Source organism: Reinekea sp. (genome assembly GCF_046710285.1).
Taxonomy (GTDB): Bacteria; Pseudomonadota; Gammaproteobacteria; order Pseudomonadales; family Natronospirillaceae; genus Reinekea.
On sequence record NZ_JBKEGY010000001.1, the window covers coordinates 183,510 to 206,692 of the forward strand.

The following is a 23,183-nucleotide window of genomic DNA, read 5'->3' on the forward strand; positions in this document are numbered from 1 at the left end:
GTAAGGCTTTTGGTCAGCAATTTATAGAATGTGACTCTATTTAACTGCGTCGCTAGGCAATAGGGTCTTTGTAGCGCGACTGAATGTCTATAAATTCATCTAGATTTTCAAACAATATGTCAACTAAGCTGGGGTCAAAGTGTAGGCCGCGCTGAAGCTGAAAATACTCCTCAACGCTTTTCATGTCCCAAGCAGCTTTATAGATTCTACGTGAACATAGCGCATCAAAAACATCCGCTATTGCGGCAATTCGGCCAGAAATACTAATGTCTTTACCGGCAAGGCCCGCCGGGTAGCCGGTACCATCCCAACGTTCGTGATGATCTCTTGCTATTTCTGCGCCCATTTTTAACAGAGGCTTATCTGAGGTTTTCAGCATATCAAAGCCCACTTGAGAGTGAGTCTTCATAATTTCCCACTCTTGCGGATTTAGTTTTGCTGGTTTGTTTAAAATTTCATCCGGGATAGATATTTTGCCTACATCGTGAAGTGGAGCTGCTTCGCGAATGGCATCGGCTTCATCTTTTGGCAGGTTTAGTTTCTGAGCTAACAAGTAGGCGATTTCAGCTACGCGCTTTAAATGTAAACCCGTTTCTTTAGATCGGTGCTCTACGGCATCGCCTAGCATATACACAATTTCACGCTGACTTTCTTCTAGCAGAGTCCGCAACGAGATATTTTCAAAGGCAGTCAAAGCGTTGCGACAGAACATGTGCAGCAAACTAGATTCAAGTTCATTGCGGGTTTTAAGATCACGTAAAAAAAGTAACCCCATGTGTCGTTCGTTGGTTCGGTTTACGCAAACAAAACCAGATTGGGTCATTTGAGACCTAAAACCGATCTCTTTGCCATTGATGATATCGGTAAACTCTTTTGGGATTATCTCGGCGGCGTTTCTATTTTCGCATTCGGTAAACTCACCCGTTCCGGCAATGACTTTAAGCTCACCCGTGTTATCAAAAGCGGCGACACCATCATTTTTTGCATAAAAAGCATCTTCATCTTGAGCGATAACGGCTGATATTTGTTCTAAAATACCTCGGGCAAAGTCTTTTAAGTAGGTTTTTTGCTGCAATTGAGTAGAGCACTCTAAGATGCGTTCTAGCCCTTTACGAGAGCGCTCCAACGATAAAATATCACGGTAGCTGCGTAAGCAAGAGTACATCAGGGTGTGCAGTTTACCGCGTGTCAACTCTGTTTTTTCTTTGTAATCATTAATGTCGTATTCTGCAATGATAGTTTCTTCAGGGGCTTGGCCAGGCTGGCCAGTGCGAAGTACGATACGAACAAAGCTGTTTTTTAATTCAGTACGGATACGGCTAGCGGTGTCTAGCCCCGCATGCTCAGTTTCCATTACTACATCTAATAAGCAGACAGCGACATCTTTATGTTCGCGCAATTGCTCAATGCCCTCAACGCCAGTGTAAGCGTGTATGAATTGTAATGGGCGATCATCGAATGTGAAGTTGCGTAACGCAAGCTTAGTGATGCTATGAACTTCTTCGTCATCATCGACGATCAGTACTTTCCAAGGTTTTCTAGGTGACGTTGGCTGTTCAGTAACATTTGCTTCTGCTGCAAAAACTAATTCGTCACTCATGGTCACCGCCTTTATTGTTATGTTTTTGTTTTCTTAATGTCATTGTAACCTTGATACCTTGCTCAGGCTCGCTTGTTGTTTCTATCATGCCATCAAGTTTAGACGTTATTAAATTATATACAATATTCATCCCCAAGCCGCTGCCGCCCTCTGCTCGGGTAGTGGTATAAAATGGATCATAGATATGCTCGAGAACGTTTGCTGGCATGCCTTTACCCGTATCTCGGTAGATAATGGTACAAAAATCCGCATGATCTTCAGAGTTAATTGAGATGTTGCCGGCTAAACTGCCGTTTTTAAAACCATGCAGTAATGAGTTGGATATTAAGTTAGTGAGTACTTGAGAGTACGCCCCAGCAAAGGAATACAGCATGATATTGGGGTCTATGTTGTTTTCTACATTGACCTTTGTTTTCCGCAATGTTGGGCTGAGTGAGGTTATAATTTCTTCAGTATATTTGTATAGATTAAATTGACGTTGTTCGTCACTGGCTTGATCTACCGCCACCATTTTGAATGATTGAATGAGCTTGCCTGCGCGATTTAAGTTGCTAGTCAATAATAGTTCCGTTTCGAGGCAAGTGTCGAAAAAGTCGTTAAAACCCGTTTTGGTTAGGGTGCCATCAATAAACTGCTGGTGAGTAATTTTGATCTCTTCCGATAAGTTACTGGTCGCTGTGATGGCGATGCCTAAAGGCGTATTCACTTCATGGGCAATACCGCTAACTAAAGCGCCAAGTGATGCTAGTTTCTCTTGCTGGATAAGCTCTTTTTGTGCAACTTGCAGCTGCTCTAAAGACTGTGAGAGTTCTTGGTTGGTTGTGCTCAGTTCACTGGTTCTTTGCTGGACCGTGCTCTCAAGTTGAGCTTGATACAGCGCTAAATTTTGATCCCGCTCAAAGAGCGCTTTGTGCTGAGCATTAAACTCACGGTAGAGTCGGCCAATTTCATCGTTGCGTACTCCTAAATTCCCCTTATGCTCGATAACCAAGGTATCTAAGTTTTGCATTTGGGTTTGGACGTGAGCCGTAAAAGATTCAAGTGGTTGTGCGATAACCCACTTGGTGATGATACTTACAATGGCGAGTAGCAAAATAATCACCACCACGCTGACCAGTAAACTGATTTTGGCTACTTCGAAAATTTGTTGGTTAAGCTGTTTATTGTCCGAAGTAACAAGCAAAGTACCTATGTTGATAGGCTGGCCTTGATCAAAGTTGATAATAAGAGGAACCTGGTAGCGCAGCCTGTGGGCGCTGCTGATGTCTTGTTGTGACTCTATTTGGGGGTTTAACTCTACTTGATTTGAAAGATCCCCCAACTTTAATCGGTATAAGTCCTTATGGTCGTTTAAGCTTATTCCGGTTATAAATTGGTCCCTAAGGATGGCCGAAGATGCTTCTTCAATGGATGCTTCATCAAAAAACCACAGGGATCGAGCTAATAACGGTGACATATTTTCAAGTGACGCAGAAATGTTGTTTTCGCGGGTATGTTCTAAAACTGACTTTAGCGAGTAATACTGGACGGATACCATAATTAATAAAACGCTAAACGCCGCAAGTGCGATGTAAAACATGAGAGTGCGACTCAGACTCTGGCGAATTCTTATCATAGTAGTCATATTAATCGTTTTTTTTCAGTCTAGTCCATATTTTCTAAGGTGAGTATTTGTTTTTTGGCTAGTTGGTTTGGTTGATACATTGTTATCGCTTGGCTAAGCATGCGACAACAGCTGTCTCGTTCGACTGGGATTGCCAGTAATTGCAGTACCTTATGTAAGTTTTGCTCCGCTTGGTTGTTGTTAAGTGTACGGGCTAGATTTTGTTTGCTCAATTTTTGATCAGAATTGACGGGGTGGATGACGGCAAAATGACCATAGACTGGCAAAGGTACTTGCCATAGTTGGTATAAAGCACGTTGCCACCATGTGGATGGCATTAGGTCTATACCACGGATGACATGGCTTATTCTTGCCTCAATGTCGTCGGCGGCAACGGCCAATTGGTAAGCATAATGCTGATCTCTACGTTTTAGAATAACATCACCGCAATCTCGCTTAGGGTTAGATAGCTGGTTGCCTTGAAATTGATCAAAGTACTGATCATGTTCGCTGTTAATGCTGACTCGAATAGCACAATGTTCTCGCGGATGGTGGTATTTACGACAAGTCCCAGGGTATACAGGCTGGCCTGCCAAGTCTTTGCGCGAGCAGTTACACCAAAACAAACAATTTTGCTGGAAAAGCTGCTCTAATCGGTACTCATATAATGCGCTCTGTTGGCTTTGATAAACCACAGACTCATCGCAGAATAATCCGTGGGCTTCTAACGTTCGCAAAATATCGTCACTCGCACCGGGTTGCTCGCGCGGTGGGTCGATGTCGTCAATCCGCACCAGCCATTTTCCCTGGTGTTGTTTAGCTTCTAGGTAGCTCACCACAGCTGCGAAGAGCGAGCCAAAATGCAAAGACCCTGATGGCGTTGGGGCAAAACGACCGCGATAGTTTGTCAATGATTTGATCCTTCGAATTCGATACTATGGCTTCATTGGTAAAATATAACACGAAAGGATTAGATCTATGCAGCTCGCACAACGTTGTCAACATATCAGCCCGTTTCAGGTTATCCAAGTATTAAAGCAAGTGGTGGCATTGGAAGCACAAGGCAAAGATGTGATACGGCTGTTTGTTGGAGAACCCGATTTTTCTGCCTCACCTGCGATCTTAGAGGCGGCAACTCAATCAATTGCGCGTGATAATCAAGGTTATATTTCCAGTACGGGCTTAGCCCCGCTAAAAGAAAAAATTGCTCAGCGTTACCAGCGCTGGCATGGACTTAACATCGATCCTGCACGAATTATTATTACCCCCGGTGGATCAGCTGCACTGCAACTGGCTTTTTTGGCCTTGGTCAACTCAGGAGACGAGGTGTTATTGCCGGAGCCAGGCTACCCATGTAACTCAAATTTGTTGCACATGGTTGATGCCACCAGTCGGCGTGTTTTTATGGATGAAAAAAATGCCATGGCGTTGTCAATGTCTGCTTTACAATATGCAACGAATGAAAAATCAAAGGCATTATTAATAGCCTCGCCAAGTAACCCGCTTGGCACTGTGCAGTCGCTAGAACAATGGCAGGAAATATCGGCCTTTTGCAAAAAAAATGACATCGCCCTTATTGCCGATGAAATTTACCACGGTTTAGTATTTGAAGGTCTCGCACCTACGGCTTTAGAGGCAGACGATAACGCTTGGGTGATTCAATCTTTTTCGAAGTTTTATGGCATGACCGGTTGGCGCTTAGGCTGGCTTGTCGTGCCTGATCACGCCATTGGTGCCTGTGAACGCATTGCGCAGAACCTGTATTTGTCTGCTTCTTCTATAGCCCAATATGCGGCATTGCGTTGTTTTGACGAAGATGTCGAAGCTGAAAGTTTTGCTAAGCGAGACGAGTTAAAGAAACGTCGCGATTACTTAATGACCGCCTTACCTAAAATTGGTTTGAATATAATGGCAAATCCCGATGGTGCTTTCTATTTGTATTTAGATGTCTCGCCCTATACGAATGATTCGCTTGCATGGTGTGCCCATGTGCTGAATGAAACTGGTGTCGCATTGGCACCAGGGGCCGATTTTGGAGGCCCAAGCCCTAATACCACCGCTCGCCTAGCCTATACAGTTAATGTTGAGCGTTTGACTGAAGCCGTCGAGCGGTTAAATGCTTTTCTTAATAAATAGTCTGGCTGAGGCGGTACTTTAGTCCCATAGAATTAGACTGGTATTAGGATATTCTTATTCACCTGCGCTAGCCCTGTAAGAGTTATTAGTTATTATGATGTATAGAATTTTTGAAATTGTTGCGCCCATTTTTATTGCGGTACTTATTGGCTATATTTACAGCCGATCAAAAAAGCCATCGATGGACACGGTCAACGCCATTAATTTAGATGTATTTGTGCCATTTCTAATTATAAGTGTGTTTGCTGAGCAGACCATAAATTTGCCTGACTACGGGCCGCTTATTTTAGTGGCCTTCTCAATTACCATGGTACCTGGGCTTGCAGCTTGGGGTTTAGCCAAGCTTTTTCATATTGATGTGAAAACCTTCGTGCCGCCCATGATGTTTAAGAACAGTGGCAATATTGGCATCCCGTTATTGCTATTTACCTTCGGCGAAGAGTTTTTACCGGCCATAATTATCATCTTTATTGTTGAAAATACGCTGCATTTCACCACCGGTATATGGATAATTAGCCCCAAAGACCGTTCGTTTGCGTTCTTGAAACAACCGATGATTATTGCCACTGCTATTGGATTAAGTTTGTCTTTATTTAATATTCAACTTCCCCCTTGGGTGGTTGAATCGCTAAGGTTATTAGGCAGTGTTGCCGTGCCTTTATTGTTGTTCTCGCTGGGAGTACGGCTATTAAGTTTAGATGTACGAGGCTGGAAGTTGGGGCTGTTAGGTGCGGTTGCTGCGCCAGTTCTAGGGCTTATAGTCGCCGCGCCGTTAGCGACGTTAATACCCTTACCTGAAGTTCAACAAAAAATGATTTGGTTATTCGCTGCGTTACCGCCTGCGGTTTTAAATTTCTTAATCGCTGAAAAGTATCAGCAAGAGCCAGATAAAGTGGCCGCGATCGTCTTGTTTGCCAATGCGGCCACTGTTATCACATTGCCACTGGTACTATACTTTGTGCTGTAATATCGCCATATAAGAGTTTCTGTATCATGTTTAAACAATGGGAAATATTAAGCGCGGGTTCTTCTTTAGACCTTGACGCGTTTTTGAGCAACATCATCGTCAACGAAGACGGGCTCATACCCGCCATCGCTCAGCAGCACGATACCGGTGAAGTGTTGATGATGGCGTGGATGAACGAAAAGTCGATCCGTGAAACTTTATCAACTAAGCAGGTTTGCTATTGGTCTCGTTCGCGTCAAACCTATTGGCGTAAGGGTGAAAGTTCGGGTCACCAGCAAAAACTTATTGCTATGCGTGCCGACTGCGATGGTGATGCGCTATTGTTATTGGTCGATCAAAAAGGCCCCGCCTGTCATACGAATCGACGCAGTTGTTTCTTTTACGAAGCCAATGAGACCGTTGTGAGTGTTTTGAATGATGTTGATTCAGGGCTCTAAGCGAATATCATCAATGAACAAATAATCATCTGACTCTAAATTCGAATAAAACAGGCCGATTTGATGCATCTTAGATGTATCCATCGGCCGGTTTTTAGGTGCAGACTTTATTTCATCAAGCGAAATGGACAGCGAATTCCAGCCGGGTAATAAGTCAAACGTCTTATTAAAGCGATCTGAATAATTCTGAGGTGACAGCTCGTGCGCTACATCATGCAGGCGAATAGTAATGGCACGCGAATAATTCTGACTGTTAAAAATGGCTAAATGCACCGCCTGATAGCCAGACCAATTGCGTAGTACAGGCGAAATGTTAATGCCTGAGAACTTTCCGGTTTTTAAGTGAACTAAACCAGCGTAACTACCTTCAAAAACCAAGTCTTGGCTGCGCTCTATATGCTTGGGCCAAAGAGCCATAAATTGATCTGTTTCAAAGTTTTCAATTAACGGGCCACGGTGTTGGTAGCTCCAATCATTAATAGCAACTTGGGTGAACTTACTGGCATCAAACAATAAAAAGACCAAACTGATCAGCAATGCAGGTTTTGGTAGCGCAGTTTTTAACAGAAGGGCGAGTGCCAATGAAGCACCGGTTAAATTACGTGCAATATCGAGCAAGCTAAAATTTCGCCCAATTCCCAGTTGAATAGTTTCAATGGCTAAGCTAGCTACAGCAATAATGGCTAAATATTGCCAAGGCCTTTCACGGCTGAACTTAGGTAAAGCAACGCAAATACTCGAAGTAGCGACAAAGAAAAACCCAATGTGGCCAAGGTTCCAAGCGTAACGCAGCCAAGGTAATACTGTTGCATTAGGGCCGCCAATAAAAAACAAACTGGCGATGGGGATCAGCGCCAGTAAGCTCCATTGAGCACGGTTTAGGTTAAGCGCCAATGGTTACAAACGCCGCCACCAAAGGCTTTACCTGAGAGCTATTTAACCCTGCCACGTTGATTCGTCCGCCACCTACGATGTAAATGCCAAACTGGTCTTTTAACTGTGCAATGTGTTCATCGCTAATGCCCGTTAAACTAAACATGCCTTTATGTGCGCCAAAATAGTCGAAGCGATTAGACTGCGTCGCCGCGCGAAACTCTTCGACTAAGGCTGAACGTAAACCGTTGACACGCACATTCATGGCGGTAAGTTCGTTGCGCCAAATTTGGTTAAGCTGATCGTCTCGTAAAATGGTATCAACAATCGCTGCACCATGTGCCGGTGGCATTGAGTATGAACCGCGCGCTAGCTCACACATTTTTCCTCGGCTATTCATTGCCGCGGTTTTACTCTGGCTAACAATAATGGCAGCGCCAGTGCGCTCACGATACAGGCCAAAGTTTTTTGAACAAGAAGTTGAAATAACAAATTCTTCAACGTTATTCGCAATGTACTGCAAGCCTTTAGCGTCTTCTTCTAGGCCATCACCTAAGCCTTGATAAGCAATATCAATGAAGGGCAAAAAGCCATTGTTGTTGGCCAATTCAGCTATTTTTTGCCAAGCCGCGAACGACATATCTGCACCACTTGGGTTATGGCAGCAGCCGTGCAGTAATACGACATCATTCGCACCGAGCTGCGCTATTTGCGCGAGCATGGCTTCTTCATCTACGGCTTTGGTCTGGGGGTCCAAGTAGGTATATTCACGAACCGCGAGCCCGGCTTTTTCCATAATAGGGCGATGGTTGACGTAGCTAGGGTTGCTGATCCAAACCGTTGCATTGGGGGCAGTCACCGCGATGAGGTCGGCTAGCATTCGTAAGGCACCACTGGCGCCGGGTGTTTGCAAGGTAGCACTGCACTCAAGCGCTTTAGTGCCACTGAGTAATAGGTTGGCAATAGATTCGTTAAATTGCTCATCACCGGTAAGGCCTTGGTAACTTTTAGAGCCATTGGCTTGTAAAAGTTTTTGTTCTGCCAGTGTTACGGCTTCCATCACGGGCGTAATGCCATGGTCATCTTTATACACACCAATGCCTAAGTCGATCTTCGATGTACGTGGGTCTTGATTGTAAGCAGTGATCAAAGAAAGAATCGGGTCACCCTTAGGTGCAGGTATTGCCTGAAACATGAAAGACTCCGTTTTTAAGTAGATTGGGCTCGGCTAGCGAGAATAACGCCAGTGGCGACTAAGCATAACCCTAACACTGGTATCAATTCGAGTGCTTCTTGCAAAATAATAACCGCCAGCAGTGTGGAAACGATAGGCGTTAACGAACCAATGGCGGCCGTTTTCTCTGCGCCTAAGCGACCAATGGCTATGCTGTAAAATAAACCAGAGCAAATACCAACTAACACACCCTGAACCAAGGCCTGTGCCAGTAATTCGTTAAACGGGATACTCAAGAGCGTCAAATTAGGTTGAAAAGCCAGAAGGTACAAGGTTATGAGAACCCCGTTGGGAACCGCCGCTAAAGCCGCTATTTGCAACGGACGTAAATTGCTTTGGCGTACGCTGATGGTAAACAAAGACCATGAAAACGCGCAACCCACAAACATGAGCGCACCGCGAAACACTTGGCCGTTACCTTGAATCCAAGCCCCAGCTAAGAGCGCAATGGTGCCAAACCCAATAGCAATTAAACCCACTAAGCGCTTCTTTGGTAGCGGTTGTTTAAACAGCGTGATGGCAATAAGCGTGACGAACAGTGGCGCAACGCCCGGAATTAACGTGCTGCCAAATAACACACCGGACGCTTTCATGGCTCCGGCAGAGGCCATAAAAAATGGTAAGCCACCGCCAAAAACAATCCCCAACTTATATACCCAAGGTGTTTTTTTGTAGAGTGACCATGAACGCAAAAAAATACTCAATAACAACAAAGCAGGGATAGCAAAGCGAAGCAGGGCTAAATCTATAGATGAAAGCGCTGATAGGGCACCTACCTTCAAAGACATAAAGTATAACGACCAAATGGTGACGGTGCCCAGAGCGGCCATTAAGCCGATTCTTTGTTGGCGACTGTCGCCATCTATTGGGATGACAGAAAAGGTTTGCGAGGTCATTTATTCAGTGCCTGAGTGGTTGTATTTGGCGGACAGTATGCGCCGCGATGGCCGCTTGCCGTTGTTAATATTTGCTACATTAATTTGAATATTTAGCAGTAATGGGCTATTTTTTATAAAAAGTTGATAAGTTGAGCTAAGCATGAAATTAGACCGTATCGACAGACAGCTGTTAAGCCTGTTACAAAAGGATGCTCGTGCTACCGCGGCAGAGCTTGCTGAAAAAGTTGGGTTGTCCGCCTCGCCCTGTGCCCGTCGTATTCGTCAGTTAGAGCAGTCTGGGTTAATTACAGGTTTGCATGCGCGGTTAAGTCGAGAAAAGCTTGGGTTATCGATCACGGTTTTTGTTCACGTTCGGCTTAGCCAGCATCAAGAGCCGGTGGTGGTGAGTTTTGAAAAAGCCGTCGAAACCATGAGTGAAGTGATCAGTTGTTATACCGTTTCGGGTTCTTTTGATTATTTATTGCACGTCGTCGTCAAAGATTTGGTTGCCTATGAAAACTGGGTAAAACGCTTACAGCGGCTGAGCATGGTAAATACCATTGATAGCTCGTTCGCTATTCGGTCGGTGAAGGAATTTGCGCCCTTAGATGTGCAAAGCAGTTAGCAGCAGTTTACAATTGCCGAAAATGAACCACAGAGACACCAAGCGGATATGAGCGAACTGACGCGAGCAAAAGTACAGCAATGGGTAGAAGCAGAAAAAATAGAAGTTTATGTTTGCGGTGATTGCGAAGGTATACATCTGCCTTTATGGGAAGGGCAAGAAGGGGTGTTAGAATCACGTATTTTTGTTGATGAATTTCGATGTCATTTTCTACTCGAAATAGCGCTACGTTTCTCGGCAGTTTTACCTTTGCAAGGCGCTGTGCATTTCATGAACTACGACGCTACTTTAGTCAAGGTGATGATTACTATGGCTGATAACGATGTTCCTCGCTTATTAATCAGTCATGCAATACCCTCTAAGCACCTCACGCAAAAGCAATTTAGCCAATGGTTAACTTTGCTGCTTGACGAGGCTGACTCGCTCTATAAGCAGTTAGTCGACATGGAGGTCCTGCTATTAGACGACTTAGATCAAATGGATGATTTTGATGCTCAGCTACACTGATTGAAAAGGTTAAACCCATCTCATTTCACGGAGCCGTTATGGAAAATTCGATTTTTGCAGTGGTTAGTTTAGATGGGTTTATTACCCGGCTTGATGGCCAGCTTGATTGGCGAGTGCGAGCTGGTAATGGTAGTGATAATGACACCTTCGGTCGTACTGAGTTTTTAAAGTCGGTATCCACCGTGGTCATGGGTCGAAGAACCTTTCTCAAATGCCTTGCAGAAACGCAGTGGCCATACCCGCATCAACGAGTGGTGGTACTGACGAAAACCTTAAAAGAGGCGCCTAAACATTTGGCTGAACAAGTTCAATTGTTCGATGGGTCTGTCGAAGACTTAGCCATAGAACTGGATGCAGATGGTGAGTCGAGAGTTTTTTTAGATGGGGGCAAAGCAGCGCAACAATTCCTGCAAGCGGGGCTTGTTGACGACATCACCATCATGACTGCACCGGTTCTTTTGGGAGAGGGAATGCCGCTATTCGCAGGACCACTGAAAAAAGACATGTACTTAAGCCATGTTGAAACTCAGGCTTATGACAACGGTTTTGTACAAACAACGTATTTATGTAACTACAGTGATGAATAGTCAGTTTTAAGCTTAGTGATTGCTTCAGCACGTCGTTTTAACGGGCTACATAAGAAGCGCTGTAGCGTCAACGCTTCTTATTTTCTAATAGATAATCGTTATGATAACTCTTTCGCTGCAATTTTCGCTGCCCAAGTTTTTGGACCCGTTTGATGTACTGACTCGCCGTTGGTATCCACTGCTAAGGTGACCGGCATTTCATCGAGTTCAAACTCGTATATGGCTTCCATACCTAAATCTTCGAAGGCAACAACTTTCGCACTGCGTATCGCTTTAGATACTAAGTAAGCGGCACCGCCAACGGCCATCATATAAGACGCTTTGTGCTTTTTAATAGACTCAATTGCAATAGGGCCACGTTCGGCTTTACCGACCATACCTATCAATCCTGTATGTTCCAGTACCGTGTCAGTGAACTTATCCATGCGTGTTGCTGTTGTTGGGCCGGCTGGTCCAACGGCTTCATCACGTACAGCATCGACTGGGCCAACGTAGTAAATTACTTTATTGGTTAAATCGACGGGCAGTTTTTCGCCTTTGTTGATCATATCGACCATACGTTTATGCGCGGCATCTCGGCCGGTATACATTTTACCGGACAGCAACAGCGTTTCGCCTGGCTGCCAATCGAGCATGTCTTCTTTTTTCAAGGTATCTAAGTTGACCTTACGCGCAGACGGACCGGCTTCCCAAACAATGTCAGGCCAATCAGATAGCTTTGGAATTGGTAATTCGGCAATTCCGCTACCATCTAAAACAAAATGAGCGTGGCGTGTAGCTGCACAGTTTGGAATAACCGCTACAGGTTTGTTGGCAGCGTGAGTCGGGGCATCAACAACTTTGACGTCAAGAACGGTGGTTAAACCGCCTAAGCCTTGTGCACCAATGCCGAGTTTGTTGACCTTATCAAATAACTCTAAACGTAACTCTTCAGAGCGCGTGCTTGCGCCTTTGTCTTGCAGGTCTTGAATATTGATTGGGTCCATTAGCGATTCTTTCGCCATCAGCATAGCTTTTTCTGCTGTACCGCCAATACCTATGCCGAGCATGCCCGGTGGGCACCAGCCTGCGCCCATTTCTGGTACGACTTTCAGTATCCAATCAACGACCGAGTCTGAAGGGTTAAGCATGGCAAATTTGGTTTTAGCTTCACTGCCGCCGCCTTTGGCTGCGACTTGTACATCAATGGTGTTGCCAGGCACAACCTGGGTGTGAATAACGGCAGGGGTGTTGTCTTTGGTATTTGTTCGCGCGCCATCGGGGTCGGCCAAAATAGAGGCGCGTAAAATGTTATCTGGGTGCATATAAGCACGACGAACGCCTTCGTTAACCATATCTTCAACGCCCATGGTGGCGTCACCAAACTGCACGTCCATGCCTATTTTCAAAAATACAGTGACAATGCCGGTGTCTTGGCAAATAGGACGCTTACCTTCAGCACACATACGGCTGTTGATCAAAATTTGCGCCATTGCGTCTTTGGCAGCTGGAGACTCTTCACGCAAATAGGCTTGGTGAACTGCGTCGATAAAGTCTTTCGGATGGTAATAAGATATGTATTGCAAGGCATCGGCAACACTTTGAATTAGATCTTCTTGTTTAATTTGGGTCATCTCTCGCTCCTGCCTGAATTTATTGGGCTATAGGCGCAAGTGTACACCAAAATAGGCGCTGTCGGCTGCGCTCTATAGTGAATATACGACTAATTTATAAGGGATTACTTGCAAAATTAAAACGCTCGTTTAAATTGGGAGGTAAATCAAATGCAGAGAGCTCCAATGTCTGACATCACAAAGAAAATTGTTCAGGGTGTACTAGAGATACATTTTAATCGCCCAGAAAAGAAAAACGCCATTACCGAAAGCATGTACAAAGAGTTGGCCGAAGCGTTTATAGATGCTCGTATAGACGACGAAGTAAAGGTCGTGTTGATTGCTGGGCAAAAATCATGCTTTACCGCCGGCAACGATTTAGCCGATTTTATGCAAAACCCGCCAAAAGACGATGATGCCGCGGTATTTCGCTTTTTAATGACGGTCGCTGACTTCCCCAAACCGATCATTGCAGCCGTTAATGGTGCAGCTGTGGGCATTGGTACAACTTTATTACTGCACTGTGATTTAGTTTTCTGTGGCGAAAATGCCAAATTCCAAATGCCGTTCGTCAACCTTGGCTTAGTACCCGAGTTTGGTAGTTCGTACTTACTGCCGTTACGAGTGGGTCATGCCAAGGCAGCTGAATGGCTGTTAACGGGTAAAACCTTTGATTCGCATGAGGCAAAATTGGCGGGTTTAATTAACGAGGTGTACAGCGATGAAACATTTTTCAGTGCCGCGTTTCAACACGCACAGACGCTCGCTAAGTTACCAGCTGAATCGGTTCGTATTACCAAGAAATTAATGAAGCAAACTTATATGTCAAAAACACTTCAGACTATTGATGAAGAAGGTGACTTATTCCGTAAGCGACTACAAAGCGATGATTTTAAAAACGCCGTGGCCGCATTTTTTAATAAGTAGGTAGCAGGCCGCTGTCGCTAGCGGTATCGGGCATCTTTTTATCGATGTCCGTAAATTTCGACTGTTGAAAAACGTGCCATTTTGGCCGTTTATAAGAGCCAATAAAAGCCGGTTCCGTTGATTCAAAAGCAACACCGGCTTTTTCATTGCTGTCTATAAACATTACCAGTTCAATTTGCTGGTTCGCAGTTTTACGCGTTTGTTCATACCACAGAGCGATGGTATTTGGCGTTAACATTTTCTTACCTGCTACGATGTTTATTGGAAACTCAATACCTTTTTGTAATGGCGATGTTTGGTACGCCTTGTAGATAAGCTCGCTACACACCATGGCCGAGTCGCTATCAAAATCAAAATGAAAATCGTAAGGCCGGCCTGTATAGGTAAAGGAGCCTTGAATGGCTTTGGCGATATCTAATTTAGAGAGATTGGGGCGGAATACTGCCGCGGCGTCAGCATCAAGCGATGATTCAATCGAATTAAAAATCACCCCTGGGTTGAGTGCTTCAATGACTCTAATTTCGCCGCTATTATCATAACCAGGCTGGTTACGATACATATCGCTGGTGGCCAACAGCAAATCTTCAAACTTACCCGATGCAATACCTTGGCTCATGACCCAGGCGGTAATTTCAGGGCCATTAAAAAATTGTTCGCGCTCTGCAACAGTGCCGATATAAAGGGCAGAGTGTGTCCAAAAGCCGGGAATACCTAAGTTGGTCATACGCCATTCTTTGCGGGTGATGTAAAAATCACCGGGCTGAAAACTGCGACTAAAAGATAACGCCTGTTCGGGTGTGATAAGCGTTTGACCAATGCGCCAAAACTTTACTTTGCCCATGCCCCAAGCAACATTTTTTTGCAGAGGGTACCAACCACTGTAAATTAAGCCTTTGAACCAAGAAACACTGTGGTTGGTTAACAAAGCAAAACGGTTTATTCGGCTAATCGCGAGTCGGTCTTGCCAAAGTGCTTGGTCGAGTTCCGCTGCAGGCGTAAAAGATGAAATAGTGGGGGCGTTTAGTTGATCAAAATTATCGGTTTTCCAATCACTCAGCATTATTTGTTTGAATTTTTTATAGGTGTTCTTTTTTAGTCGAGTATCAGAATGTGCTTTATTAAGCCACTTTTGAATTTCCTTGTCGTGGTCAACTCGCACAATAAACTCTATGGCAAATCGGTAATGCGCATTAAAAGCCAATTGATGGCGCTTTTTTTGCTGCTCCCGATCTAACCCTGAATACTGGAAATAATTTTTTGATTGCTCGGATAGTTGCTGCAGAGCGCCCATATAATCTAAATAGACAATCCATAAGTCTTTAACTTGCTGGCGCTCAAAACGCGTCAGGACATTGGTTGTGTTTTTCCCTCGGCTAAAAATTTCTGGTCGATTATCAATGTAAGCGAGTAAGTTATTTAGGCCTGAGCGCTGAATTTGCACCGCCTGCAAAAAGGTGACAGGTTCCGTCATTGGCACGCTCGCGAAAACGACAGAACAGATGACTGTCGATATAAAGCTTAGGCGTGCTAAAAAACGGGTCAATTTCAAAATAAATCCAATTGTTCATCGAGGGCAGATGTCTCTGCAGATTCAAACCAACGCGCTGCCAATTGTTCTAAATAAATACGCGTATCGATCAAAGCCTTGTGGTCGCTGTGGTTTACTAATAAGGCGTCTAGTTTGGCTAATGCGGCTTCGACAGTCAATTTTTGACCAAGTTCCGCCGTTGTTAGTGCATTTATACGCTGTTTACACCAGTTTTCGAGCTGTTCGGCCAATAATACGTCGGGGAAGTGACGGCCAAGAATATTTTCAACCAAAGGCTGTAAGCGTGCGTCATTAAAATGGTGTGCCTCTGCGATCCATTGCTCTTTGTTTATTTTGCCAAAGGCCATTTCATTTAATATTGCGCGATCTTTATTGCCAATAAAGCCATCATATAGGAGGTGCTCAGGGTCTTGCTCTTTGCCTTCTTCAGCATAGCTACGTGGTTGGCTCATGACCTCAAGTGCAATGCGTATAAACTCTTGGTTTTGGGCAACGGTTTTTGCATGGGTTTCTATGGAGGTTAAATCTAACGCCATATTTTCTGCTAATACTGGCGTGAGTGATTTAAACGGTGCAATCATTGGGCTTTTGTTTAGGTGGATTGTTCGCAACGGAGGCCGAGCAATGCCTTCAGGCAGGTCTTCAGTTTTGCTAAACAGCCATTGACGGATATCTTCTGGTGAATGTTCCAATAGCCAGCTTGGGTCCTTCCGTATATCGATTACCACCACTTCATTGGCTCGGTCTGGGTGAACAAAGAGTGGTACTTCAATGCCCATGCAGTGCTCAATTGCTGCAATTTTACCGGTAAAGTGTAGATGCGGCGTGCGATTCACTAAATCTAAGTGAGCGCGAGCTTCATGTTTTGAACGTAAACTAAAGGCAAAAGCAAACAGCTTAGGGTTGGCTTGTTTTAGTAAACGAGCAAAACCAATGGTGGCTTCTACATCACTGACGGCATCGTGCGCGTTTTCGTGTGCAAGGCCATTGGCCGCGGTTAAATGCTCTAGCTTAAACGATGGCGAGCCGTTTTCATGATTTGGCCATGTTATCCCTTCTGGGCGTAAGGCTGCGTACATGCGGACAACATCAAGGATGTCCCAGCGCGAGTTACCATTTTGCCATTCGCGGGCATAAGGGTCGAGTAAGTTGCGATAAAACAAATAGCGGGTGCATTCATCATCAAAGCGAATGGTGTTGTAGCCGACACTGCAGGTACCCGGAACCGACATAAGTTGATATATTTGCTGGGCAAAGTCCCATTCATTCAAACCTTGCTGTGCAACTGTGAGCGGTGATAAACCGGTAATCATGACTGCATCGGGGTCTATGACGGTATCGACTGAAGGTTGGCAAAACAAGTTCACCGGCTCGCCAATAGGGTTTAGGTTTAAATCCGTGCGGATCGCTGCAAACTGGCTAATTCGGTCTCGCCTTGGGTCTACACCCCAGGTTTCATAGTCGTACCAGAGTAAGGTGGGTTCGGTTGGAGTATTTTGTTTCATGCCTACTTTTGTCCTGTTCCGCACGGTGCTAGAAGGGAGTATGCTAACGGTTTCCTGTCAATGGTGACAGTTTCCAGCGGTGATTATGGGTTTTAAGCCTCTTTCGCCGTTAGGCTTCGTTAAAATTAGGAGTTATATTTTGTTTCAGAAATTATTTGGTCGTAAAAAGACGGTAGCAAAAACTAAAGCCCCCGAAAAGGTCATTAAACCCGCTGCAAAAGTAGTTTTAACTTCACCAGCGGGCTTAGCGGAAGATATTTCAACAGCAGAAGGCAAAAAGAAGCAGAATCTGTTAGTGCAGCTCTCTAAGTTAATTGAAGCCGATAACTCCATTTTAAACGATGTCTCTGCAGCGCTACCTGAGAATGAACGCACCATGCTTGAGCTGCAATTTTCGGATGTTGAAGCTCAAAGTATAGCGTCCAATATATTGCAAAGCATTGCAACCGAAGGGTATAGTGCATCGGTACGTCAGTTGGCAGCCGCTCATCTTAGCGAAGAATCAGCTTTGATCGCAGTCGCGCAAGCTGCAAAAACCAAAGATAAAACAGTTTACCGCATTGTAAAAAACAAATTAGACACCCTCCACGAAGGTGAAAAAGCTCAGCAGGCCTTGCTAGACAAGCAGCAAGCTGTTATTGCTGCATTAGCGCAATTAGCCAAAGCCAGCCACGACCCAATGCTAGAAGCCAAACATCGTGGTTTGTTAGATCAGTGGTCACATTGTGCCGTGAGTAGTACCGACACCGTTAAAGCCCAATTTGAGGCTGCAAACCAGCAAGTAGTGGCTCGTATTGAGCTAGAAAAAGCCGAACTGCAGCCCACACCCAGTCCAGCAGCAGTGAATCCGGTAGCCGTAGAAAAGGTCAGCCAACAAGAAGCTGAATTACAATCCGACAATCAAGAAGCAGACTCAGGTCAAGTTAAGATAGAGAACCAAGGCGTAATCTCCGAACAACGCCAAATCCTGATCGATACGCTAATTAAAGATCTAGTCGGTGCTATCGAAACAGGCGTCATGAGTGAAGAGCTGATTCAGCAGAATCAACATTTTTTAACCGGTATTCAACACCAATGGCGCGAAAGTGAGCAAGTAAGCCCGACCACTAAAGCTGAAGCGGTTGCTTTCCATAAAGCCTGCACAGCTTATGAAGTGGGTTTAGCGAAATTACATGCCCTGCATACCGTATATGGCGACTACGATGCCATTGTTGCCGCCATGACCAAAGGCACCAATAACGCCCTGTTGCATGAACTAGAGCACTGGTTGCACGATGTAGAGCAGGTGATTGGCGACAACACACCTGCCCCAATTGCTAAGATCAAACAAGCACTGAAAGCGCATGAAGCCACGTTAGCCAAACACCGCCAACAAGAAATTGACCAAGTTCGAGCCATTCGTGGCCAAATACGTCGATGTCAATCGGCTATTGATGAAGGCTCTATCCGCAGAGCGTCTGGTTTGTATCAAGGTGTAGAAGAAAAACTTGTCGGCTTTAATTTTGATAAGCACGCCGGCCTGAAAAAAATGCTCGATGACACCACCGAAGCCCTTGAAAAACTGCGTGACTGGCAAAGCTACGCCGTACTGCCAAAAAAAGAAGCCCTTATTAAAAAGATGGATGCCTTAGTTCATCAATCGGTCACTCCAGATGAGCGCGCGCAATCTATCCGTGACATGCAAGAAGAGTGGAAGCTGCTAAGTCGTGGCCTGCAAAATCGCCAGCAAGATTTATGGGAGACGTTTCACGAACTAGCCCAGCTAGCCTATGAACCGTGCAAAGAATTCTATTCCGAGCAAAGACACTTGCGCGAAGTAAACTTATCTAAGCGTAAAGAAGTGGTTGAGCAACTCACTCAATACTCCACCATGATTGACTGGACTGCGCCCGACATCAAAGAAATAGACCGAATACTGCAAGCCGCTCGTAACGATTGGCGCAATTATTCGCCTGTAGATCGTGCCGCCAGCAAAGGGATCCAGAAGCAATTCGATACTTTACACCAAAGCTTATTTAATCAGTTGGCCAAAGAGCAAGCCGTGTTTAAAGAGCAAAAGCAGCAAATTATTGAGCGCGCCAAAGCCTTGTTAGAGCTTGAAGACGTTAAAAAAGCCACCACCGAAGCCAAAAAGCTGCAACAAGATTGGAAAAGCGCAGGCATAGTGGCTCGCAAAGATGAGCAACGGTTATGGAAAGAGTTCCGTGAAGTTTGCGACGCCTTATTTACCAAGCGCGATGTGCAAACCGAATCGTTCAAAGCCGATTTAGAAACTAACCGCGTGCAAGCCAATGAAGTCATCGCCGGTTTAGAGGCCTTAGAAAACTCTATTGAACCAGAGTCGGATCAATCTGTTTATGAAAACCTAAAAGCCCAGTATGAGCAAATAGGCACCTTACCTAAAGAGCACTACCCAGCACTCACCAAGCGTTTCAAAGCCGCTTGTGATGTATTTACAGCAGCCGCGCGTGCCGCCAAGCGAGCCAATGCAGATGCACACTGGCAAGCCGTTATACAATGGGTCAAGCGCGCGCGCTTTGAATCTCTAAGTGAAGAAGAGCTTAACGAACAGTGGCAAGCCATAAAAGTACCGAGTGCCGCCAAAGCGCTGTTTGATCAGCATGAACAATGGCAGCAGCCCGTTGACGAGCTAAACCAAGCCGCAATGCATGAAAAAACACTCGATTTTGAAATCCTCGTCGGTGTTGAAAGCCCCGAAGAAGACGCCAGCATGCGCATGAACCTACAAGTTCAAAAGCTATCTGACGGTATCGGCTATCAACTGACCGACGCGCAAATGCACCGAAGCGTGGTGGATTGGCTATCCATAGGGTCAGTAGAAAAAGCAACTTATGAGCAATTTGAGAGCCGATTATTGGTCGCTAGAAACCAATATTTAGCGAAAAATCTTAAATAAATCAAAAAGTTAGTTGACTTGAAAGTGGAAGTCATTATTATGCGCCCCCGTTGAGAGATATTTATTTATCACTAGCGACAGTTTGATGCGGGGTGGAGCAGCCTGGTAGCTCGTCGGGCTCATAACCCGAAGGTCGTCGGTTCAAATCCGGCCCCCGCTACCAATTACAACGTTCAGTAATTATAATTGCTGAAGTTGGAAGATTTAGAAGAAATGCTTATTCGTAAGCAGTAAGATTGTTAGGCCAGTTTGTTGCGGGGTGGAGCAGCCTGGTAGCTCGTCGGGCTCATAACCCGAAGGTCGTCGGTTCAAATCCGGCCCCCGCTACCACATTAAAGAAACCGTTAATCGAAAGATTAGCGGTTTTTTTTCGCCCGATGGTTTTATTGTAGAAGGGCCAGATTAGAACCGACGGTTTTTTTATAGTCCAAATCCGCCCGCGAATCGTCGCACCGCCGCTACCATATTAAAGAAACCGTTAATCGAAAGATTAGCGGTTTTTTTCAGCTGTTGGATAAGCGTAGAATGGCCAGCCTGAACAGAGGCTGGTCTTTACTTTAATTCTCAAGAATAAATAATAACTTCTTAAGGCTACGATTTAGCTCCGCTTTTTCAGTTTCAGTTAAAGGGGATAGCAATGCCTCCATGTTATCAACATGTTTAACCAGTGCCTGCTCAACTAGCTCCAGTCCATAGGCTGTTAACTTAACTGATTTATTGCGTGCATCGTCGAGGCTTGCTATACGCTCTATCAACGATTTTTTTTCAAGATTCTTTAAACGATGGGTCATCGTCCCTGAGGTTACTAGTAAGGTTCTAAACAGCTCAGTTGGTGATAATTGATGAGGTGTTCCGGAGCGCCTTAAGGTGGCCAGTACATCAAATTCCCAGCTCGATAAACCGAATTCCTTAAATACGTTGTCTATTACCGGTTGGTAGAGTGCTGAGCAACGTTTGAGCCGCCCAAGGGTTGCCATGGCATCTGTCGGTAACTCAGGGCGCTCTCGATGCCATTGCTCTCTAATTAAATCGACTGGGTCTTTTGTGTGTGACATTTCTGAATTCCTATGCAGTAGATTTATATATCTTGATATCAAGATAAAATGCAGGCAAAATATATCTTAATATCAAGATAGTTTCGGAGGGTACATTGAATCGATACTTTATAGCAACTATCGCTTTTGCAGGCGGTGCACTATTGGCGGCTATGATGGCGATAAACGGCTATTTAACAAATTACGCTAGCCCGATGGGTGCTTCTTGGATTGCCCATGGTACGGGGGCAATAGCAGCTTTCCTTATCGTGATCACTCTTCGCCTTTTTTCGACTCCGTCACAGGTTACCAATAAGGCTTCACCGCCATGGTGGTCTTTTTTCGGTGGAGTGCCTGGTGCCATGGTTGTGGTGTTGGCTGTGATTCTGGTCAATAGTACGATTGGTTTAACCGGCGCCATTGTATTAGGTATTGCGGGGCAGGTTGTTTTTGGGCTTTTTACCGATCAATGGGGCTGGTTTGGCATGACCATGCGTAAGCTCAACCGGCGTCGCTTGATCTCCTCGCTGTTAATTTTAGGAGGTAGCTTACTTATACTTTTATCCAAAGGAAGCATGTCATGATGTTGGTTATGCTGGGCTTGCTCAACGGCGTTTTAATATCACTTGCTCGAATTATAAATGGCCGTTTATCAAGTTATAAAGGCGCGTTTTATTCCAGTTGGATCAATCATTTAGGCGGGTTCGTTCTTTTAACTTTTTTACTGTTTGCCGTGCAAGGCATGCCCATAGCGATTGGGTCTATTCCAAGCTATCTATTTTTGGGCGGTATCATTGGCGGGTTGTATGTAGGGCTTAACAGTTTTGTGGTCATCCGCATTGGTGTAACGATGTCGACATTATTGGTAATTTCTGGCCAATTGATTGTTAGTGTTTTTATTGATATGTGGTTAGGGAAAGTAACTTTAGCAATAGATTTACCTACCGGTTTGATATTCCTTGGGTGCCTAATGGTGATTGTTGGGTTTTACATAATGTCTGATCGCTAGGCAACAAAACCTAGCTTAAAAATAAAGGCTGTACATCATCTGTAAATTCGATAACTTATAGAGGTGCAAAAAACGCGGTTTATCTAAAAAAATAATAAAAAGAAGGTTACGTATGAACCAAAATAGAATCCAAACCCCTCACAATGTTTTAGACGAAAACGGCCATGTTATGGAGGCGGGTTACAGTAAAAAAGAAGTCTTACATTACGATAAAAGTCAGGTAACTGCTTCGCGTTTAAGGCTAAAAGAGTGGGATTATTTTTTTGTTGGTAATAAAGACTATGGCTTGGCAATCACCATTGCGGACAACAACTACATGGGGTTAGCGGGGTTTGTTTTTCTCGATTTTAAAAATCAAAAAAAATACGACTATACCAAGATGTTATTTAACGCAAGAAAGCACCTGAATATGCCTAATCAGTTGTTGTCGGGTACAGTGGCTTATGACAGTAAAGACCTATCAATAAGTTACGAATATAAGTTTGATCAAATTTTAATCAAAGCCCAAGCTCGAAAATTAAAGGGTTTAGAAGACGCAACCATCGATTTAACGCTAAATGTTTTAAATGATGATCATTTAGTGATCGTTACGCCATTTGAGAAAAAGAAGGCGTTTTATTACAACCAAAAAATAAATCATTTAGCCGCCAGCGGTTATTTTACCGTGGGTGAAAGGCGTTATAGCTTAGATGATAACTTTGGCTTATTGGATTGGGGTAGGGGCGTTTGGACTTACGATAACACCTGGTATTGGAGCAGTGCCTCAGGCAAAGAAAACGGTCATCTCATTGGTTTTAATTTGGGGTATGGTTTTGGCAATACCGAACAAGCCACTGAAAATATACTTTATTACGATAAAAAGGGTCATAAAATTGATGAAGTGCATTTTCACATTAGCGACGACTTTATTAGCCCATGGAAGGTTACCTCAAATGATGATTCGTTGTATTTTGATTTTTACCCCATTTATGACAATCACACAAATATAGATTTATTCGTAATAGGCCAGAATGCACACCAGGTCTTCGGTGAATTTAAGGGCTATATGCGTATTGATGGTGAAAAAATAGAGGTGAAATCTCTATTTGGTTTTGCCGAAAAGGTTAGAAATCGCTGGTAAATGCGCTTATTTACTGAGATTTTTCCGAAAAAAGGTTAATATAGCTAGTCATATTTTTTTTCTGTGAACTAAGCTTAGTTAGA

Annotated in this window: 21 protein-coding genes and 2 tRNA genes; 13 read left to right on the forward strand and 10 right to left on the reverse strand. The window is 44.5% G+C overall.

The window, feature by feature from the left end; translation table 11 throughout:
- Window positions 1–52: 52 nt before the first annotated feature.
- The 3 genes from ACI882_RS00845 to gluQRS all read right to left on the reverse strand — a co-directional run bounded on the left by ACI882_RS00845 (window position 53) and on the right by gluQRS (window position 4,114).
- The gene (locus tag ACI882_RS00845) at window positions 53–1,600 is read right to left on the reverse strand and encodes a DUF3369 domain-containing protein (protein ID WP_411748430.1); all 1,548 of its coding nucleotides are present in this window, start codon (window positions 1,598–1,600) and stop codon (window positions 53–55) included.
- Window positions 1,593–3,179: a sensor histidine kinase gene (locus ACI882_RS00850; RefSeq protein ID WP_411746678.1), complete on the reverse strand. Its 1,587-nt coding sequence runs from the start codon at window positions 3,177–3,179 to the stop codon at window positions 1,593–1,595. Before ACI882_RS00850 ends, ACI882_RS00845 begins: the two co-directional genes overlap by 8 nt.
- Window positions 3,180–3,244: 65 nt before the next feature.
- Complete coding sequence (gene gluQRS / locus ACI882_RS00855; RefSeq protein ID WP_411746679.1) at window positions 3,245–4,114, reverse strand: tRNA glutamyl-Q(34) synthetase GluQRS; 870 nt, start codon at window positions 4,112–4,114, stop codon at window positions 3,245–3,247.
- A 67-nt stretch (window positions 4,115–4,181) separates the two neighbouring features.
- Between gluQRS and ACI882_RS00860 the strand changes: the two genes are divergently transcribed.
- From ACI882_RS00860 to hisI, 3 genes are all read left to right on the forward strand, one after another.
- Window positions 4,182–5,339 carry an aminotransferase class I/II-fold pyridoxal phosphate-dependent enzyme gene (locus ACI882_RS00860; RefSeq protein WP_411745204.1) on the forward strand — a complete coding sequence of 386 codons (1,158 nt, stop codon included), beginning with the start codon at window positions 4,182–4,184 and terminating at the stop codon, window positions 5,337–5,339.
- Window positions 5,340–5,433: 94 nt separating this feature from the next.
- On the forward strand, window positions 5,434–6,306 hold the full coding sequence (locus tag ACI882_RS00865; protein ID WP_411745203.1) for an AEC family transporter: 873 nt from the start codon (window positions 5,434–5,436) through the stop codon (window positions 6,304–6,306).
- A 26-nt stretch (window positions 6,307–6,332) separates the two neighbouring features.
- Window positions 6,333–6,743: a phosphoribosyl-AMP cyclohydrolase gene (hisI, locus tag ACI882_RS00870; RefSeq protein ID WP_411745202.1), complete on the forward strand. Its 411-nt coding sequence runs from the start codon at window positions 6,333–6,335 to the stop codon at window positions 6,741–6,743.
- Here hisI and ACI882_RS00875 read toward each other — a convergent pair.
- From ACI882_RS00875 to ACI882_RS00885, 3 genes are read right to left on the reverse strand one after another with little or no spacing between them, the layout of a single operon-like run.
- The gene (locus ACI882_RS00875) at window positions 6,732–7,637 is read right to left on the reverse strand and encodes a hypothetical protein (RefSeq protein ID WP_411745201.1); all 906 of its coding nucleotides are present in this window, start codon (window positions 7,635–7,637) and stop codon (window positions 6,732–6,734) included. The two genes, hisI and ACI882_RS00875, sit on opposite strands and share 12 nt — an antisense overlap.
- The gene (locus ACI882_RS00880) at window positions 7,627–8,811 is read right to left on the reverse strand and encodes an aromatic amino acid transaminase (protein WP_411745200.1); all 1,185 of its coding nucleotides are present in this window, start codon (window positions 8,809–8,811) and stop codon (window positions 7,627–7,629) included. The genes ACI882_RS00875 and ACI882_RS00880 overlap by 11 nt, the downstream gene beginning before the upstream one ends.
- Window positions 8,812–8,825: 14 nt before the next feature.
- Complete coding sequence (locus ACI882_RS00885) at window positions 8,826–9,746, reverse strand: DMT family transporter (protein WP_411745199.1); 921 nt, start codon at window positions 9,744–9,746, stop codon at window positions 8,826–8,828.
- 142 nt (window positions 9,747–9,888) lie between these two features.
- On the opposite strand from ACI882_RS00885, the gene ACI882_RS00890 reads away from it, so the two are divergent.
- From ACI882_RS00890 to ACI882_RS00900, 3 genes are read left to right on the forward strand one after another with little or no spacing between them, the layout of a single operon-like run.
- Window positions 9,889–10,353 carry an Lrp/AsnC family transcriptional regulator gene (locus ACI882_RS00890; RefSeq protein ID WP_411745198.1) on the forward strand — a complete coding sequence of 155 codons (465 nt, stop codon included), beginning with the start codon at window positions 9,889–9,891 and terminating at the stop codon, window positions 10,351–10,353.
- Window positions 10,354–10,401: 48 nt separating this feature from the next.
- Window positions 10,402–10,860, forward strand: coding sequence for a YbjN domain-containing protein (locus ACI882_RS00895; RefSeq protein WP_411745197.1), 459 nt, complete (start codon window positions 10,402–10,404; stop codon window positions 10,858–10,860).
- 38 nt (window positions 10,861–10,898) lie between these two features.
- Window positions 10,899–11,447: a dihydrofolate reductase family protein gene (locus ACI882_RS00900; RefSeq protein WP_411745196.1), complete on the forward strand. Its 549-nt coding sequence runs from the start codon at window positions 10,899–10,901 to the stop codon at window positions 11,445–11,447.
- A 98-nt stretch (window positions 11,448–11,545) separates the two neighbouring features.
- Here the strand turns inward: ACI882_RS00900 and ACI882_RS00905 are convergent, their stop codons facing one another.
- Window positions 11,546–13,060, reverse strand: coding sequence for a fumarate hydratase (locus ACI882_RS00905; protein WP_411745195.1), 1,515 nt, complete (start codon window positions 13,058–13,060; stop codon window positions 11,546–11,548).
- 165 nt (window positions 13,061–13,225) lie between these two features.
- On the opposite strand from ACI882_RS00905, the gene ACI882_RS00910 reads away from it, so the two are divergent.
- Entirely contained in the window at window positions 13,226–13,966 is a 741-nt protein-coding gene (locus tag ACI882_RS00910) for an enoyl-CoA hydratase (RefSeq protein WP_411746680.1), read from the forward strand.
- Here ACI882_RS00910 and ACI882_RS00915 read toward each other — a convergent pair.
- Both ACI882_RS00915 and sbcB read right to left on the reverse strand, forming a co-directional pair.
- Window positions 13,956–15,515: a YiiX/YebB-like N1pC/P60 family cysteine hydrolase gene (locus tag ACI882_RS00915; RefSeq protein WP_411745768.1), complete on the reverse strand. Its 1,560-nt coding sequence runs from the start codon at window positions 15,513–15,515 to the stop codon at window positions 13,956–13,958. The two genes, ACI882_RS00910 and ACI882_RS00915, sit on opposite strands and share 11 nt — an antisense overlap.
- Window positions 15,512–17,020, reverse strand: a complete 1,509-nt coding sequence (gene sbcB, locus ACI882_RS00920) for an exodeoxyribonuclease I (protein WP_411745767.1) — start codon at window positions 17,018–17,020, stop codon at window positions 15,512–15,514. Before sbcB ends, ACI882_RS00915 begins: the two co-directional genes overlap by 4 nt.
- Window positions 17,021–17,159: 139 nt before the next feature.
- On the opposite strand from sbcB, the gene ACI882_RS00925 reads away from it, so the two are divergent.
- From ACI882_RS00925 to ACI882_RS00935, 3 genes are all read left to right on the forward strand, one after another.
- Complete coding sequence (locus tag ACI882_RS00925; protein WP_411745766.1) at window positions 17,160–19,937, forward strand: DUF349 domain-containing protein; 2,778 nt, start codon at window positions 17,160–17,162, stop codon at window positions 19,935–19,937.
- Window positions 19,938–20,023: 86 nt separating this feature from the next.
- Window positions 20,024–20,100, forward strand: a tRNA-Met gene (locus ACI882_RS00930).
- A 90-nt stretch (window positions 20,101–20,190) separates the two neighbouring features.
- Window positions 20,191–20,267, forward strand: a tRNA-Met gene (locus ACI882_RS00935).
- Between the two features lie 227 nt (window positions 20,268–20,494).
- Here the strand turns inward: ACI882_RS00935 and ACI882_RS00940 are convergent.
- Entirely contained in the window at window positions 20,495–20,992 is a 498-nt protein-coding gene (locus tag ACI882_RS00940) for a MarR family winged helix-turn-helix transcriptional regulator (RefSeq protein WP_411745360.1), read from the reverse strand.
- 95 nt (window positions 20,993–21,087) lie between these two features.
- On the opposite strand from ACI882_RS00940, the gene ACI882_RS00945 reads away from it, so the two are divergent.
- From ACI882_RS00945 to ACI882_RS00955, 3 genes are all read left to right on the forward strand, one after another.
- Window positions 21,088–21,555 (forward strand): DMT family transporter, encoded by a 468-nt coding sequence (locus tag ACI882_RS00945; RefSeq protein WP_411745359.1) that lies wholly within the window; start codon window positions 21,088–21,090, stop codon window positions 21,553–21,555.
- Window positions 21,552–21,980, forward strand: a complete 429-nt coding sequence (locus tag ACI882_RS00950; RefSeq protein WP_411745358.1) for a DMT family transporter — start codon at window positions 21,552–21,554, stop codon at window positions 21,978–21,980. The genes ACI882_RS00945 and ACI882_RS00950 overlap by 4 nt, the downstream gene beginning before the upstream one ends.
- A gap of 112 nt (window positions 21,981–22,092) precedes the next feature.
- The gene (locus ACI882_RS00955; RefSeq protein ID WP_411745357.1) at window positions 22,093–23,100 is read left to right on the forward strand and encodes a DUF2804 domain-containing protein; all 1,008 of its coding nucleotides are present in this window, start codon (window positions 22,093–22,095) and stop codon (window positions 23,098–23,100) included.
- Window positions 23,101–23,183 lie beyond the last annotated feature (83 nt).